Genomic DNA, 15,924 nt, shown 5'->3' on the forward strand with positions numbered 1-15,924 from the left:
CCGCCCTTCGCTTCGGCCTCGCCGCCGCCGCCGGAGAGTTGGCTACCGCCTTTGGTGTTACCGGCTGGCCGGATGGCACAGCCACGACCGCCGCTCGGGTGTGTCTGCATGCGTGGCTGGCCGAACGCGGCGGCGCCGGAAACTTCGAGGGCGATGCGATCTTGGCGCGGCTGCGCCAGGTCATCGAGCGGTTTGGAGAAAGCCGCTTTACCCGCTGGGAATCCGCCGCCGCCAAACTCGATGAGCACGGGCCGCGCACGATTGATCGGTTGGGCTTTCGCAAGACGCTGGAACACGGCATGGGCGACGCCCTGCACACCACCAACACCTATTACGTACTGCCTGAAGCCTGGAGGACCGAGATCTTCAAAGGCATGAACATCAGTGCGGTGAACAAGGAGTTGCTGCAACGCGGCGTGCTTGAGCCGGGTAGTGACGGCAAGGCCTACAGCTTGATCCGTCTGCCCGGGTTAGGGCCCCAGCGCTGCTACGTGGTGAAGACCGTTCCAGGAACGGACGAAGGCGAGGCCAAGGCCGCCTGACGGCGAGCCTGCTGATCGAGGTAGCGCCGGCTCATTACCGGCCTTGCCAGCCATTCGACAACCATCCCTATTAACCGCAGTACCCAGAGACAATACAGATGAACACTATCCAAGAATTGAAAGACCGCCGCGACCAACTGACCCTCGAAGTGGAGAGCATTCAGCGCGATTTAATGCCCCTCGAAGAGGCGCTGGAAAGTCCCGAGATTATCCAACAGGGCCGTCAACGGGCAGTGCAAGACGAAATCAACGATCACAAAAGATGCATCGACTCACGAGATCATGAGATCTATCTCCTGAATCAAAAAATTGATCGCCTCGAGGCTCTGGCGAACCGTGAGAGCTTGGCTGCGGGCTACCTCAGTGGCATTGCGAACTGGAAAGCCGACGAGATGGAGCTTAACGAAAAGCGCAGCAGCATCGAGACCAGGTTGCAGCAAGTTCGCCAGAGCGATCAGGAAGACATGGCAAAGGCTCGCCAAGCTGAAACGGACGCAGCGACCGCTTATGCGCAGGCTGTCGCCTGGGGCGACGTGGAGGGCGAGAAAGCCGCTAACGCGGAAGCTCAAAAGGCAGCAAAAAACCTCACGGCTGCGGCTGAACATCACCGTCGCCAACAACTGATCATCACAGCGCTGGAGCAAGAGCTGGTAACGATTGATCTGCACATCACAGAGGCACAAAAAGAACGCGCCAAGATCGAGAACAAAGCGGCTCACCTGGCGAACACTGTGCTGGAAGAACAATGGAATGAGGCGGCGAAAGCACTGCTGGAGACCGGCGGCAAGCTGTGGGCTGCGCGAAGACTGATTAGTCAAGATCCGGTTTCTCTGCTGAAGCTGCAAATCCCTGAGCAAGGTGAAAACTTCGGAAGCTGGACCTTCCGCGAGCTTGCAGAACGCTCACACCAACACAGCCTGCTTGACCTGTTGGCGGCCTAATCTAAACCCTCCCCGAAACAACCGGCGAGGGCCGGTTGCTTCGGGCCTACCATCGGTCTAACCATGAACCAAACACTACAGAACAGCACTCAGATGCCTGATGACCTAAGGGCCCGAAAGCTGCATTTAAAAGGGATAATTGTCGGCATCGCTGGCATGAAAAAGCTCAACGCAAGAGCAAACAAAATCACCAAGGTTGAGACGCTCACGATTGATGCAATCAAGGCAGAGCTTGATTTCATTGATGTCCAACTCAAAAGAAAGCGCAGGTGATTAAGAGGCGGAAGCCTCAACAGCTTCCGCGTCGCTAGATCCTATCCTTGCAAACAAGGGGTCAGACCTCTTTGGCTTCTGGTCTGTGGCGACCCTGGGCTTATGGTTGCTTTCGGCTCAGCGCATGTAAAAACGCTTCGTCAAGATTGAAGTGCGCGCGTCTACGTTGAATCTGACATTTAGCGGCACGTCAGCAGATGTGGATTTCGCGCAGATGCGCGATTTCCAGTCCGGTGGTGAGTACCTGTCGCGCTCGAAAACGTTTTTACACCGCCTCGGCCAAGAGCAGACGTCGCATACATTTACGTCACCCGGCGCTGGAGGACTTTTGAAATGAACTCTATAGACACTTATTCAAAGGTGCCGTGGCAGCGCTCGACACTCCCTACCAGACTCCAGGCTCTGTGTAATACGAAAAAAATCAGGTATCGTCATGATCTGGTCAGGCAGAGCAATTTTCTAACAGGACGATAGTTATAAAATGAAAAACTTTGACACGCGCGCCTACAACATTTCAGATTTTGTCGAGTGGCATCAAACGGGCCTGCTCGAGTTATCTCCTAAATTTCAACGCCGCTCCGTCTGGACTGAAAAAGCAAAATCCTATCTAGTTGACACTGTAATACGCGGAAAGCCAATCCCTAAAATCTTGATTACGCAAACTTTAAACGTTGGAAGGAATGTAAGAACAGTTGTTGATGGACAGCAACGTCTCAGAGCGATCCTAGGATACATTAACGGTGACTTCAAGGTATCTCGAGCGCACAACAAAGATTACGCAGCACTGCTATTCAACGATCTACCAGAAGACGTGCAGTCTGAGTTTCTGAAATATGAAATCGGCGTCGACATGCTTTTCGACTTGACGTTCGAAGATATTTTGGATGTATTTGCCAGACTTAACACCTACTCAGTAAAATTAAATCCACAAGAACTACTGAATGCCCAGTACCTTGGATATTACAAACAAGCTGCCTACAGTTTAGGTTTTAAGTACGTAAGCTACTGGATCGAGGCTAGCGTTCTTTCAGAGAAAGAAGTAACCAGGATGGCTGAAGCCGAATTATCATCAGACCTTTTAGGATCATTAATCGAAGGAATACAACCTAAAAAATCCATTCCAACCTATTATAAAAAATACGACGATAACGAACAAGAAAGTGGGGATGCCGCAGCAAAATTTGATGAGATAATGTCAGTCATTGGCGCCATCTACCCTGCGAACGAACTAAGTCAAACGAATTTTCATCGTGTGCACTTTTTCTATACTCTCTTTACTTCAATCGCTCATTGCCTGTTCGGACTTCGAGACCTAAACACAACTCCTCGAGCTGTCATAAACACAGCCAACATCGGTCAAATTAGAAATGCCCTGGATGAAGTAAGTGCTCGTTATGATGAAGTTACTGCCAAGGATGCTCTTCCACCGAATGACGAATACCGCGATTTCATTGACGCATCTCGTCGAGCGACAACAGACTTATCTACTCGAAAATCGCGCACAACCTTCATTTGCCAAAAGCTCTTTGAGGCGGTATAGCAAACATGCCAATCACGGATGAGTTCAATGATTTTTTGTTGGCTGTCAGTGTAGCTACTACTCTTAGACAGAAAGCCAATACAGCAGCTACAGGCATGCTTGATTCTGAACGACACTTGCTATATGAAGCAATTTTCCTGAGACTTTATCGCGCTTATGAGAATCTTCTTGAAAATGTCTTCATATCCTATCTTACAGGGGAGCAAACTATAGGGGGCGTTCAAGTTAACTCACATGTAAGACCGGTAAATCGAGATCATGCACGCGCACTAGTTACTTCATCGCAGCCTTTTTTAGACTGGACTAGTCCGCAGATTGTCATCAAACGCGCTGACACTTACATAATAGGCGGAGACCCAATTAGATCGGCAATTGCTGGTTCGCAATCTCACCTACAACAAGCCAAAAAAATCAGAAATCACATTGCTCATAACTCTACCGAGAGCGCAAAAGACTTCCAGACCATAGTAGTTCATTTTTTACTTACGGCACCTCTCGCCACCATCTCCGCAGGTGAGTTCCTGGCCCTGACTCCCACGTCGGGTCCATGTGCCCGCAGAGAAATCCTAAGCTTCTTTCTAGAAAAGCTCGAGAGCACAGCTCGCGCCATGGTGGCATAGGACAGAGGTCTTCGCTTGCAAATCATTCACCTCATTCTTGCGCCGCGTTACCGGCAACTTTGGGTAATCGACCCTTAATCACGAGCGACGATCGGCTAGACGGTATTCTATTTTTATTCTAGCAACGCTCAAGAAATTACTAACTTGATGATAGTTCGTAAGTTGCTCGTCAACTTAAAGGCCATGTCCGCATGCTAACTGACATTCCCGATTCAAACGATTTTCACACATCCGCCGAGAACTTAATTAATGGCGCATGGAATAGCCTAACAAAACTTCTTCAGAATCATGAAGTTTTCGAGGACTTAGGCTCGGAACAAAAAGCCATAAGTCAATATTGGTTATACGCAAAGCCAGAACTTACATCAGCCTTAGCGATGGTGCAACATGCGGTGGAGTTTTACTTAAAAGCTAAAATATTATCTATATCTCCTTATCTACTAATCTCATTAGATCCACGATCGCTACCACGCAAAAGCGACATAAGTGACATAAGCTTTAGTGAGTTCAGAACATTAGACGCCCAAGACTTATTAAAAATACACAACACCTTCTCAGCTGAACGGCTGACGGATGACTTCAAGCAATGGTTTAATGAAATGCGCTCCATGAGAAACAAAATCATGCATACCGTTGATAAGACGCTATCTGTAGAGCCCGCCAGTCTCGCCCGCTCCATACTGGAGTGCCATGAGTATCTCGTAGGCAAGAACTGCTGGATACAGTCTAGAGTCAGTTACTTAAATCGTTCGCCCGAGCATGGTGTGGGAATAGGAGTTGAACCAGAAAATGAAAACGACTCATATATCCATATGGCAATTCATCGGGAGCTTTCTCTAGTCATAAATAGACTAAACCCCACTGACACCAAGCGTTTTTTTAAATATGACAAACGATTATCAGCTGCACAGTGCCCAAATTGCTACAAAATACTCTCTAGCTGTGAGTTTTTTGACAGCAAATGGACCGATGCCTTTGTGCAAACCCTGCAAGAAAAAAGAAACTTCAACGGCCAGATGGAATGTTTTGTATGTGGTTATATATCGTAAGCGCCTTAAACTCAATACAAGATGTGTGGTGACTTGAATTCTCCAAAAACTCATTAGATCACCTTAGATTTAGTTAAAAAATACTAGCCTCATTTGCACTCTATAAATTTCAAGATAGCGGAGTTGGAGATATCTTAGGAGCCAACTTGAAACTGCCTAACAGTGCGGGACTAAAACGAACAACATGAAAGCGGCGATTTTACAAACTTCGAATTACCGCATTTCCCGACTGCACTTATTTTCTTTGATGTTTTCAAGACAAGCTTTGGTCAACGTCTCATGCTCCACTATCATCAATCCCAGCGCGTTACCAATAGTTTGGAATTTTTTAGACGCCTCTTCATTCTCAGCCCTGTCGGCTATATGAGATGCAGCAACGCAATAAAAGAGAACCGAGTTCGTAGCAAGATAGTACGCGAAAGAAATTTTCTCCGCCAATTGCCCTTCTAAGTACTCTGTTCTTTCCTCCTCACTAATAGGTAGCTTCTCACCCAAGAAACGATTAAATATATCATTGCTGAAGCCATGTATAGAATCCGAAGCAGGAGCAAATAATATGTGGTAGAAATGCTCGAATCCAGCATCTCTAAATCTACTGCATGCGTCAGGCCAACCTTTGACCGCCTTAGGATCTAGGTCACTGAATAGACTTTCCATGACCTCCAACGACTGCTCAAAATCACTTGACCTTTCGATAGATTCAATGTTGTTACTTTCTTTTGCATAACGATGCCATTTTCGCGCCCGAATCTTGGAAGATTTTAGATAATTTAGCAGTATGGACTTTGCTCTACCTGATGTAGGATCTTGGCTAAATAGAATCAGATTTATTGAGTTTTCAAGTGAAGACCTCGAAAGCGCTTCGGCAGCAGAATAACTTCCAATCTTTAAACTCTGAATTATTGCAACATTTAGATCAGAAATTATATCTGCAGTGGTGTAGCAACATATTTTTGATACAAACTTAAAGGACCCAGCACCATCTAAACTTATGTTATGAAGTTCCTCATCGATTTGATATTGTAGCTTTTCAAGATCGGGTAAGTGGCGCCTATGGTCAAGGTGCGGTCTTGTGAAAAAATCTTTGCGATTGTAATTATCCACAACTACCCCCTAGTCGAATTTTCATATAATCGTAAATTAATATCGATGCACAAGTATATTCAGGCATCTTAGTAAACTGAAGCGCCTAATTCACTCATCAACCTCATGATGCGATTTTTAAACGAACAGAAGTGCTATTTGACTCTCGGTACCGTACGAGCGAACAAATCCCTGCATTGCTTCGGATAATGGAGGCTCGATGAAGAAATTACCGTATAGCTCCACGAACCAAGGCCAATGCGCGGTAAGCAGCCCTTCACCACGGTATTTTGGTGCAATCCATACCCATGCAAGCGTCCACTCTACGCCGCCCGGTCCCGGATGCTCATTCGAGAAAGCACATGCACCCGCGATGGTGCCGTCTGGTCCGGCCGGGAACAGGTAACCGTGCCAGCCACTCTTCACCGGATTTACATCGTCACCTGCCCATTGTACGAAATCGTACCGAAATTCACGCTTGAATTTGACTGCACGCCTATACACCTCTTTCTGCATCCACATCGGAGCCTTGGAGTCGACAGTTATGGGTTGGTCAGTTAAAGACAGGCGTTTGGCAAATCTGGAGTTCGGAATTGGATCGAGCAATTGCGCGGCTCGGCGATGGACTTGTCGATGCATTCTAGTATCCGCCCGCGTGTTGGACAGATACGACAAGCCGCAGTAGTCACATTCAATACTTTCGTGCTTAAGCTCGCGATGCTTGGGGCCCCTGACCTCTAAGTATAGTGCGAGACCATCCTGTCTAACCATCTTGTAGCGATAACCCGTAGGGCTCCGGAATGTCTCCACAGAATTAGCGCCCGGCACACGTTTAACAGTTGACCGGACGCTTATAAGACGCCTGCCAGTCCAAAACTTATAGGTCAGAATCGAATGCTCGGTTTCTGTGAGCAGCGTGCGCTTCTCAAGTCCAGGAAGAAGCTCTTCCACCAAAAGCGCAGCGGAGACCATGATTCCGAGCTGTTCCATGTAAACGAGCAGTCCAACTGCGTCAGCCACCTGAAAGCCGAAGAAGCCAAACGTGTCATCACCAATGTGCTTCGGCCTGTACAGCAAGGTGCGTGCAGGGATATCCGCCTGTTCGGCCAGCCATTCGATGTAATGCTCGACTCGGCCGTAATTACGGCCTTCAGTCAGCAGCGCATAGTCACCAAGATCAGTGATAGTTACACCCTGGTCTCGGAGCATTTTAGTCTCGTAAGGTGAAAGCCGAGTTCTGGGTGAGGCCACCGGCCGGATCTCCTTGACCAGTTTAAACAGGCCTTCCAGCATCTCGCTGGATTCTTCTGCGGTCATGGAAGCTCCCATGGTGCCGCTGGCCTTCCGTTGCGGCAAATAGGTCGCTTGCGTGTCGCTGATGACATCTCAGAGCCTTGCATCATTGAGATTCTCCTTACTGAAGCCTAATGTCCTGTTCCTAACCGGATATCTTGAAATCGTAGGCATTTGGGAGAGGTACTAAAAATTAATTGTAGGATTGGGTGAGTGGGATGGGCGTACTATGAGTTCACTCCACTCACCGCCCCTTCCAAAGTCGCGCTCTCGCCTGATTTGGCTTTGGGACTAAAAGCTTCCTTCGATGAATGGCTGCTTTTGGCCGAGGCTTTATAAAAACGTTCTCGAAAGGTACTCAAACCGGACTGGGAATCGCCTATCGAGGCACGCACTTTTGTAACGAAGCGTTTTTAAACACTCTGAGCCGGAAGCTGGCGCTCATTTGTGTCCTCCTTACCAAAGACGACTCATTGGTTTATCTGCGCTCAATGAAAGTCTGGATCGCTCTCGTAGCTATCAGCGTTAGCTTGGTCTATAGCTGATTGAGACATCCTCACACCTACCTCAACATTAGCCCAGTCCCGTACGCTCTTCGCTACCCCGTGATAACCGGGGAAGAGAGTTGATCCATCAACCCCAAGTTTTGAACAGAGCAGTAGCAAAGTGGGAGCTTCGAATAACGGTAATGTGATTTTGAAAATTGAACTTGCCGTTTTGCCTTCCCCGTAAATCTCCGGAACGGCTTCTAGTGCTTCTGGCTGATGGTAGTCTGTGAAGCTTGGCGCTCTGACGTTGTGCGTAGTGAACAATCCAGACTGAGCGGCTTGGTTTCTGCTTGTGCCGCCTGGAGTTCTAATGATTGACACCGTTTCCCAGTCATTCGAATGTGTAGTGTCCAATGCCCAGATGGCTATTCTTGGTATCTTGCCACTGTCTACTTCAAAACTGGCGGAAGAAGCTGCGAAGTAACAGGCGACAAAGCTTCTTTCGGTCCAGTCGAGCAGCCGAGTGGGTACATCGTAATGCTGGGCGACAGCCATTATTTCGTGCATCTCCGGTTGGGGCCACAACCGGTGCGCACTCAGGAAGGATTCTCGCTCATTGGCCAGCCGTCGTTTGATTTCCTTCGTGTATCCCGGCACAACAAGACCCGACCGATCACAGCCGTTTAGAAATCTGCTGATAACTTCTAGTTCGTAGTGAATCTGCCTAGAAACGGTGTCTGCGAATGCTTTTCGAGGCGAGCCATGCCCAAACGAGCCCTCACCGCGACGGAATATCGACGGTGTGAGCTTATAACCATCGCTTGGCTGTCCCCTGAAGATATATTGCCCAGAATCCCAAATAGGGTTTAGGGGGGAAACGAAATTCAGCAGCTCTTCTGCCGTTTCGAAGGGTATCTCAGTTGGGCTTGCCATCGTTCCTTGTCCCCAGCTCCGTTAGACTCGTCTCAGTGTACTGATCACCGATCAAAAGCAGCAACGGTCTATGTGGTGTTTTGAGAGGCGGGGTGATCCTGATATTCCATGCGCAGTGAACAACCGCCGACTTTTTCGACAGTCAATAGCCGCTTTGGTCCAATAGCGACCTATCTGAGCGAAAGGCTCTAGGTCCATGACTTTCGCCTTAATCATCACAAACCGCTCCTCACAGAGCATTCATTTGGTGTAACACCTAATTGCCATGTAACACGACTATGGGCAAACGCAGGGCAGCTGTGTAACGCTACATAAATCAATTAAAATCATATAGTTAAGATGATATGTAACGTGCGTAACACGCGTAACACGGTTTTAGTAGGGTATCCCCCGAACCCCATTATTATCGCTCCTCCAGCGAAGTGACATCGATCATGCTCTGGCTTTGGTTAGATAGCTGGGGTCCCTGCGCATGTCTGTTTTGGCACGGGGTAGGAAACCCGTCGGATCGTGTTAGCGGCAGTCTTTCCTACGTCGGTTGACAGGTTGACGTGGTTGACACCCATGACCATAGTTGACGCCATGCAGGTGTTCACTATCAGCAACAGATACAGCCACCTTTACCGAAGCTGTAACGATGGCCCTTTTTCTTCAAGGTCCTTTCAATTTCAACGATTGAAATTTCAGTAACTTCCAATGCCTTCCACTAACTCAATCCCGCGGGTTTCATGCCCCGTGTACTCAAGAAAACCTCAGGGTCCCCAGCGGTAATCTGGGATTCCCCCCGTGAGTGAGGCTTCGTAATGTCAAAGCAGCTAAGCTAGCTGCTTCTTATGGACAGAAGACAAGGAGCTTGACGATGTCATCCACAATTCCCCCTAATTTTGGTGGGCTGCCGGACGCATCAACTGAAGGAGACAGAAATTTCCTCGACCATTACTTCGCCAGCGTATATAGCAAGCTGGAAGCTGACGCGCTCTTGTTCAATCGAGAGCTACCGCACAGCGGGTTGAAGGGGTCCGAAAATGAAAACGCATTGGCAGCTGTAATCCGAGAATTTCTACCCAGCAAGTACGGAGTAGAAGTAAATGCGTTAGTAATTGACCGCTCTGGGAAAGTCAGCAAGCAAGCTGACATCGTCATCTACGACTCTGAAAACCAGGCGAATTTCCTCCGGAAGGCGTTCCCGGTAGAGATCGTTTACGCAGTCATCGAAGTCAAAACGTCCATGTCATCGACTGAAGCTCAATCAGCGATGGATAACCTAGCGTCGATTTCCGATCTTGAGTTTCGCCCTGCGCTATCACCTTATTGGGCAACGCGCGTGCAGAACGAAGATATTCACCATAACCCGCCAGGGTTGTACGCATTTTCGTACCGCTCTGACTGCCGAAGCTTTGAAACATTTGCACGCTGGTTTGACTGGGAGGTTCTCTCCCGTGGTGTTCAGCTTTTAGATAAGGCCCCCACATATCCAGAGATACGTATATTGCGCGTCTGCTCTCTCGATCAAGGGGTCATACAGATGGAAAGCACCAATGGCACTGTCCAGAGATGGATAGCAGAAGCCACAGACGGTGGAGTTAATCGGTCCTTCAAAACGACATTGCTAGGTCAAGAAATTTTGGTTGACCCAGCCAAAGCTCTTTTTATTTTTCTACAGCGGTTGTGGGATGACCTACGGACTCACCGTCTTCATCCCGGGTTTGATATACGCAGCTACCTTAGCCCCATCCTTGGATCCGTCATTCCTGTTCCCGAGCATATGATTTCAAAGTCAGGAGAAAGCTAATGGAAGATGTCTCGCTGCTCGCAACATTACTCAAGCGCATGAATGAAAACCAACTGGCGCTGGGCGCAGCTGTCGAGGAGCTGTCAAACTGGGTTGAGCAAAGAGGATCTACAGAAGTGGCACAGAACATCCGAGGGGCACTGGAAACCTTGGATGGGAATGCAGGATTCATCACCCTTGCCCTCGCCTCACTGTTGGCAGAAGGTCGGACCAAGGAGTGACTACCCGGCCGAATGGCTACACATTACCTCCCACTGGTGGTGCTTTACCTAGCAGGAATACCACAACATCAGCAGGCAGAAGAATGCAGCGTGTATGCCCACATGTATGCCTAACTCAGTAAAGTTTTATAAACCCGTTTAAATACAGTGCCTTAAGCAACCAGTTCAAATGACTGTGTACCACCAAGTACCGATCCATAGATGTCTACAGCAGTCTATGAATCACCTCAAGAAGCCCGCCTCGTGCGGGCTTTCTTGTATGTGGCCGTTTATCCCTGTCTATCCCTCCCCACCCCGCACCATCGCTGCCCACTGGCATGCCGGACATCTATACCTGTCCTTTTTAACCAAACGGTTGTCCATTCGAGCCAAGCACACTTCATCTCCCCTAGATAATGTTCACTCCACGCCGTGTCCCTAAAAACACAAATGACGAGGTGTCTCATGCATCTACGAGAACAGCAGCGACTATCCGATTCATCCTGGTTTTTACAGAGATGGGACATGGCACCCGAAGAGTTTGCCACTTACCTGCTGCAACTCGGGACCTTGGTGCTGCAACGCCGATGGAATGGGACCAATCGTAAAACACCAACGTCCACGGCGATCTAGAACAGCGAACCGTCCGGTCAAGGCAGAAATAGAGGAACCCCAGTCACGGACCATATCTACCCCCATGGCCGCAGGACAGTTCCGATGTCAGCATTTTGCGTCTGCTGCAAGCACGGTTTTCCTAAGCCGTTGTCCGTCTAGACCAAACGATTGTCCTTGCCAGCAAAGCGTGCGCTCGACAGCAGCTCTAATTTGGATTCGTCGCAAGTTCTCGCACCCTTTATCAACCATGCGGAACGCAACATTGAGCGAATGAGATCGTCCCCAGCCGAAACGGAGAAACCGCATCATGACCGACCAGCAACCATCCGTGGAACAACAGCCCTCCCTCTATGCGCGTCTTGGGGGCTACGACGTCATTTATCAGTTCGCAGGGGCAGTTTTGAGGAAGACCATGGGACATCCCGCTATCGGCCATATCTGGGCCCACATGTCCGAATCAACATTCCAGAAGGAACACATCAACTTTGTCGATTTCCTTTCTGAACATTGGGGTGGCAGCGCCAAATACCGAGGTAGGGACATGGTCACCGCGCATCGCGGAATGGGTCTTACCGAGGTGCACTGGCAAGCCGTGCTCGATTGTCTTGAGGAATGCTACAACGACTACGATCTGGCACCGGATCTGCGCAAAGAGGTCAATGACTTTCTGATCAAGTTTAAACCCGCCGTGATTGGTAGCCCCTCCTACCGCGACGTAGTACTCGCACACCCCGAAATGGACCCCGCCAAAGGAATGAAAAGCGTTGGGGTAATTTGGCCGAAACGAGGGAAGTAACCTGTGAAAAAGCTGGCGCCGGATATTGGTATTGCTGCATTCGTCGAGTAATGCAGGGAGCGATTTCACCAACTTCAGAGGGGGCAAAGACATGAGTCATACGCACGAACATCATCACGATCACGACCACACTGAGCCACCGGAGGCCATAGCGCTACGCGTCAAAGCGCTCGAGTCCCTGCTGACGGAAAAGGGCCTGGTCGATCCCGTAGCCATGGATGCTTTGGTGGACACCTACCAACACAAGGTCGGCCCGAGAAACGGCGCCCAGGTCATAGCGAAAGCCTGGTTCGACCCTCTGTACAAACACAGGCTGCTGGAAGATGGCACCGCAGCCATCGCCGAGTTGGGCTTTTCTGGTGTTCAGGGTGAAGACATGGTGGTCGTGGAGAACAGCCAGACCGTGCACAACGTGACGGTATGCACACTGTGCTCCTGCTACCCATGGCCGACCCTGGGCCTGCCACCGGTCTGGTACAAGTCCGCACCTTATCGCTCGAGGATAGTCATTGACCCGCGCGGCGTGCTGGCGGAGTTCGGTCTGACGATTCCTGATGACAAGGAAGTTCGCGTCTGGGACAGCAGCGCTGAGCTGCGCTATCTGGTATTGCCGGAACGTCCGGCGGGTACTGATGGCTGGAACGAGGAACAACTGGTCGAACTCGTGACTCGCGACGCCATGATCGGCACCGGACTGCCTAAGAATCCGGATCAAGTAGCCTGAACCTGAGAAGGAGAAAACCCATGAATGGTATACACGACCTGGGCGGCATGCATGGCTTCGGCCCAGTGCTCATGGAAGAGCACGAACCCATCTTCCATCATGATTGGGAGCGCAGGGTTTTTCCGCTCTTCGCCTCGCTCTTCGTCGGCGGGTACTTCAACGTGGACGAATTCCGCCACGCCATCGAACGCATGAAGCCCGCCGAATACCTGCAGTCGAGCTACTACGAGCACTGGCTGCACGCCTTCGAGACCCTGCTGACAGAAAAGGGCGTCATCAGCGCCGCCGAACTGCAGGGTACGGCCAAACCAACCCCACCGACACAGCCCGTCACGGTGTTAACACCGGACATCGTCGACGCCGTAGTGCTCGGCGGCGCCTCGTCGCGGGCAAAAGAAGATGTCCCCGGCCAATTCCGAGTCGGTGACCGGGTGCGAACGAAGTGCCTCAACCCAACCAATCACACCCGGCTGCCACGCTACGCCCGCGGTAAGGTCGGCACAATCGTGATTGCACATGGCGCGTTCGCTACCCCGGACACGATGGCCCATGGTTTGGGCGAACAGCCGCAGCAGGTCTATGCCGTACGCTTCAGTGCCGAAGAATTGTGGGGAGTACGGCGACCGGACAGTGTGTGCATCGACCTATGGGACAACTACCTGGAGGCCGTATGAACACGAGCATGCGCCACGACTACAAGGCCGTCGGCCTCCCTCTCGACGATGAAGGCCCGGTGTTCGACAAGCCTTGGCAGGCTCAGGCTTTTTCCCTGCTGGTGCACTTGCACCAAGCCGGCGTGTTCCCCTGGAAGGACTGGGTGCAGGTATTCAGCGAAGAGATCAAGGCCGCCCCGGCGCAACCCGGAGAAGGCGTCAATGACGCCTATTACCGGCAATGGATCACGGCCATGGAAAGAATGGTCACCACCCTTGGCCTGACCGGGATGGAGGACATCGTCCAGCGGGGCGAGGAATGGAGGCAGGCCTACCTGAATACTCCCCATGGACAACCGGTGGTTTTGCTCAATGCAAGTTGTCCACCGGCCCACGGGCACACCGGTGAGCATCTGCCGCATCGCGAGCCCGTGGCGATCAGCCGAGCCTCTAACTGAGGGCGGAGCAGTTTTTTGTTGTCCTTTTTTACCTAGCAAGCCGCAGAGGCGGCCAAGGAGTCATCGTCATGCATATCGAACCTGGCCTCGTGGAAGCCGGAAAACTCTGGCTGAGCTATGTTACCGCCGCAAGCGTCGGCACCTACACCGTCAAACTCGTTGCGGACGCCATTGGCGAACGAGGTGCCGTCTCGCTGGTAGTTCGCGCCGCCGCCGCCACGGCGCTGGTGTTTGGCTTCTTTGAACTGCTACCGCATCATCCGGTTGGCGTCTCGGAGGTGCATCTCATCCTCGGCTCGACGCTGTTCCTGTTGTTCGGTGCAGCACCTGCAGCAGTAGGTCTCGCTTTGGGGCTGTTAATCCAGGGTCTGTTCTTCGCCCCATTCGACCTGCCGCAGTACGGCATGAACGTCACCACCCTTTTGGTACCGCTGTTGGCAGTTGCTGCCCTGGCGCGGCGTATCATCGCGCCAAACACGCCCTATGTTGATCTGGGCTATCGCCAGGCACTGGGCCTGTCGACGGCCTTCCAGTCAGGCATCGTCGCCTGGGTTGCCTTCTGGGCCTTCTACGGGAAGGGCTTCACGGCAGAGAACGCACTGTCAGTCCTGACCTTCGGCAGTGCCTACATGACCGTCGTCATCCTCGAACCGCTGTTGGACCTGGCCGTGCTGGCCGGTGCCAAGGCAACGCATCGCCTGCGTAACAGCAGGCTGGTCGAGCGCCGTCTGTACCAGACCGCCTGAGTCGACAGACGCCAGTCCAATCCAGACTGTCCCCGGGCATCGAAGACCGCAATGCTCGGGGCATCAAGAGCGAGAACGACCTCAACACCTCGTGAGCAAAACTGGAGGTAGTTGATGCGTTTCAGAAATAGCCCCCGCAAGTCAGTCCGGGGAGTACCGCTGGCTCCATATTCATGGCGAAAGGCGCCGTGATGAACGGGGACTACCAACAGATGACCGCAGGTCACCCTGCGCCGCGTCGCATCCCCGCACCTCGCACCTTGATCGCCTTTGTAGTTCCTGAACCTTGTCTTCACCTGATCAGAAGATCCTGGACCGATCCACAACTGTTCGTTCCTGGTTTGGCTTCACCTTCGACGCTGGCTGCGAGTCCGCGTGGGGAGATCCCGAACCGTTGCTTGAACAACCGGGAGAAATGCGAGGCATCGTTAAATCCCCAGCGCAGCGCTACGGCGAGCACGCCAGGATGGCCGGAACTGCAGAGATCGCGCGCGCTGTGCCGCAAGCGCAGCTCCCGGATCAGGCCACTGACGCAGCGCGCTGTCGCCTGGCGCGGTGCCGCGAGCCTGGACACCAGTTGCTCCCTGGGTATACGGAATGACAGCACGCGCCAATCTTCCCTGAAATCGAGAAAGTAGGGACGCGTGGAGTCCACGACGGAGAAGTCACCGGGCATCACCAGTGTCTCCTGCCCATCCTGACGTACCACGCATGCCCCTTCCAACTGGAAGTTCGCGAAGCAGAACTCGACCGGGTTGCGGCGGATTTCATCCCAACGTCGTTGGACGAACTGCGCACGGGAAAACACGCGGGTCTGCGCGCTCATGGAAAGGGGCCGAGAGCTCACCTCGCCCGTGAAGTCCGATCCTGCAGGCTCTTGCTTGAGGATGGGATTGAGCGAGACGAAGGCTTCGCAGAGGACCTCACGCCAGTAGCTGAATCTTTCGCGCTGCACGCACGCTTCGGTAGTCCAGATTTGCATCCTGCGGTCACCCCTCAGTGGCGCAAAAGACAATCATCGCGAGCGCAAGCCAGCGACTGATTTCTGAGCCAATGTCACGGTAGGGCGGGCCGCTCAGACGTGTCATGTGTGCCTCCTGTTGCACAGATCGTCAATTGGGCTTGCACGCTCCAGCGAGACCGAGGCAGTCCGGCTGCCTACGATGGGTTGTCCGTTA

Annotated in this window: 16 protein-coding genes and 1 pseudogene; 13 read left to right on the forward strand and 4 right to left on the reverse strand. The window is 51.7% G+C overall.

Annotated features, from left to right (window positions below; translation table 11 throughout):
• The 6 genes and pseudogenes from BFP99_RS33790 to BFP99_RS33040 form a co-directional block, all read left to right on the forward strand.
• Positions 1 to 542, forward strand: a pseudogene (locus BFP99_RS33790) (DNA/RNA helicase, superfamily II protein); the annotation flags it as partial.
• A 98-nt stretch (positions 543 to 640) separates the two neighbouring features.
• Positions 641 to 1,483 carry a chromosome segregation protein SMC gene (locus BFP99_RS25270; protein ID WP_065948482.1) on the forward strand — a complete coding sequence of 281 codons (843 nt, stop codon included), beginning with the start codon at positions 641 to 643 and terminating at the stop codon, positions 1,481 to 1,483.
• A gap of 63 nt (positions 1,484 to 1,546) precedes the next feature.
• Positions 1,547 to 1,756, forward strand: a complete 210-nt coding sequence (locus BFP99_RS25275) for a hypothetical protein (RefSeq protein ID WP_370737677.1) — start codon at positions 1,547 to 1,549, stop codon at positions 1,754 to 1,756.
• A 481-nt stretch (positions 1,757 to 2,237) separates the two neighbouring features.
• Complete coding sequence (locus BFP99_RS25280; RefSeq protein ID WP_065948484.1) at positions 2,238 to 3,296, forward strand: DUF262 domain-containing protein; 1,059 nt, start codon at positions 2,238 to 2,240, stop codon at positions 3,294 to 3,296.
• Between the two features lie 5 nt (positions 3,297 to 3,301).
• Positions 3,302 to 3,916: a hypothetical protein gene (locus tag BFP99_RS33035; protein WP_141690819.1), complete on the forward strand. Its 615-nt coding sequence runs from the start codon at positions 3,302 to 3,304 to the stop codon at positions 3,914 to 3,916.
• A gap of 191 nt (positions 3,917 to 4,107) precedes the next feature.
• Positions 4,108 to 4,965: a hypothetical protein gene (locus BFP99_RS33040; protein WP_141690820.1), complete on the forward strand. Its 858-nt coding sequence runs from the start codon at positions 4,108 to 4,110 to the stop codon at positions 4,963 to 4,965.
• Positions 4,966 to 5,178: 213 nt separating this feature from the next.
• Here BFP99_RS33040 and BFP99_RS33045 read toward each other — a convergent pair whose 3' ends face one another.
• The 3 genes from BFP99_RS33045 to BFP99_RS32440 all read right to left on the reverse strand — a co-directional run bounded on the left by BFP99_RS33045 (position 5,179) and on the right by BFP99_RS32440 (position 8,762).
• Positions 5,179 to 6,069, reverse strand: coding sequence for a DUF5677 domain-containing protein (locus tag BFP99_RS33045; RefSeq protein WP_141690821.1), 891 nt, complete (start codon positions 6,067 to 6,069; stop codon positions 5,179 to 5,181).
• A 117-nt stretch (positions 6,070 to 6,186) separates the two neighbouring features.
• Positions 6,187 to 7,365, reverse strand: a complete 1,179-nt coding sequence (locus tag BFP99_RS25290; protein WP_065948486.1) for a hypothetical protein — start codon at positions 7,363 to 7,365, stop codon at positions 6,187 to 6,189.
• Between the two features lie 464 nt (positions 7,366 to 7,829).
• Positions 7,830 to 8,762 (reverse strand): FRG domain-containing protein, encoded by a 933-nt coding sequence (locus BFP99_RS32440; protein WP_083221251.1) that lies wholly within the window; start codon positions 8,760 to 8,762, stop codon positions 7,830 to 7,832.
• An 859-nt stretch (positions 8,763 to 9,621) separates the two neighbouring features.
• Between BFP99_RS32440 and BFP99_RS25295 the strand changes: the two genes are divergently transcribed.
• From BFP99_RS25295 to BFP99_RS25325, 7 genes are all read left to right on the forward strand, one after another.
• Positions 9,622 to 10,554, forward strand: a complete 933-nt coding sequence (locus tag BFP99_RS25295) for a DUF6602 domain-containing protein (RefSeq protein ID WP_065948487.1) — start codon at positions 9,622 to 9,624, stop codon at positions 10,552 to 10,554.
• Positions 10,554 to 10,775 carry a hypothetical protein gene (locus BFP99_RS25300; RefSeq protein ID WP_065948488.1) on the forward strand — a complete coding sequence of 74 codons (222 nt, stop codon included), beginning with the start codon at positions 10,554 to 10,556 and terminating at the stop codon, positions 10,773 to 10,775. Before BFP99_RS25295 ends, BFP99_RS25300 begins: the two co-directional genes overlap by 1 nt.
• A gap of 901 nt (positions 10,776 to 11,676) precedes the next feature.
• Complete coding sequence (locus tag BFP99_RS25305; protein ID WP_027606923.1) at positions 11,677 to 12,165, forward strand: group I truncated hemoglobin; 489 nt, start codon at positions 11,677 to 11,679, stop codon at positions 12,163 to 12,165.
• A 91-nt stretch (positions 12,166 to 12,256) separates the two neighbouring features.
• Positions 12,257 to 12,889, forward strand: a complete 633-nt coding sequence (gene nthA / locus BFP99_RS25310; RefSeq protein ID WP_027606924.1) for a nitrile hydratase subunit alpha — start codon at positions 12,257 to 12,259, stop codon at positions 12,887 to 12,889.
• 20 nt (positions 12,890 to 12,909) lie between these two features.
• Positions 12,910 to 13,563: a nitrile hydratase subunit beta gene (nthB, locus tag BFP99_RS25315; RefSeq protein ID WP_065948489.1), complete on the forward strand. Its 654-nt coding sequence runs from the start codon at positions 12,910 to 12,912 to the stop codon at positions 13,561 to 13,563.
• Complete coding sequence (locus tag BFP99_RS25320) at positions 13,560 to 14,000, forward strand: nitrile hydratase accessory protein (protein ID WP_065924013.1); 441 nt, start codon at positions 13,560 to 13,562, stop codon at positions 13,998 to 14,000. Before nthB ends, BFP99_RS25320 begins: the two co-directional genes overlap by 4 nt.
• Before the next feature lie 68 nt (positions 14,001 to 14,068).
• Complete coding sequence (locus tag BFP99_RS25325) at positions 14,069 to 14,746, forward strand: energy-coupling factor ABC transporter permease (protein WP_065924012.1); 678 nt, start codon at positions 14,069 to 14,071, stop codon at positions 14,744 to 14,746.
• Positions 14,747 to 15,038: 292 nt separating this feature from the next.
• On the opposite strand, the gene BFP99_RS25330 is transcribed toward BFP99_RS25325, so the two are convergent.
• Positions 15,039 to 15,728 (reverse strand): AraC family transcriptional regulator, encoded by a 690-nt coding sequence (locus BFP99_RS25330; protein ID WP_065924011.1) that lies wholly within the window; start codon positions 15,726 to 15,728, stop codon positions 15,039 to 15,041.
• Positions 15,729 to 15,924: the final 196 nt, after the last annotated feature.

Origin of the sequence: Pseudomonas sp. 1 R 17, from assembly GCF_900067035.1 — a bacterium.
Classification (GTDB): domain Bacteria; phylum Pseudomonadota; class Gammaproteobacteria; order Pseudomonadales; family Pseudomonadaceae; genus Aquipseudomonas; species Aquipseudomonas marginalis.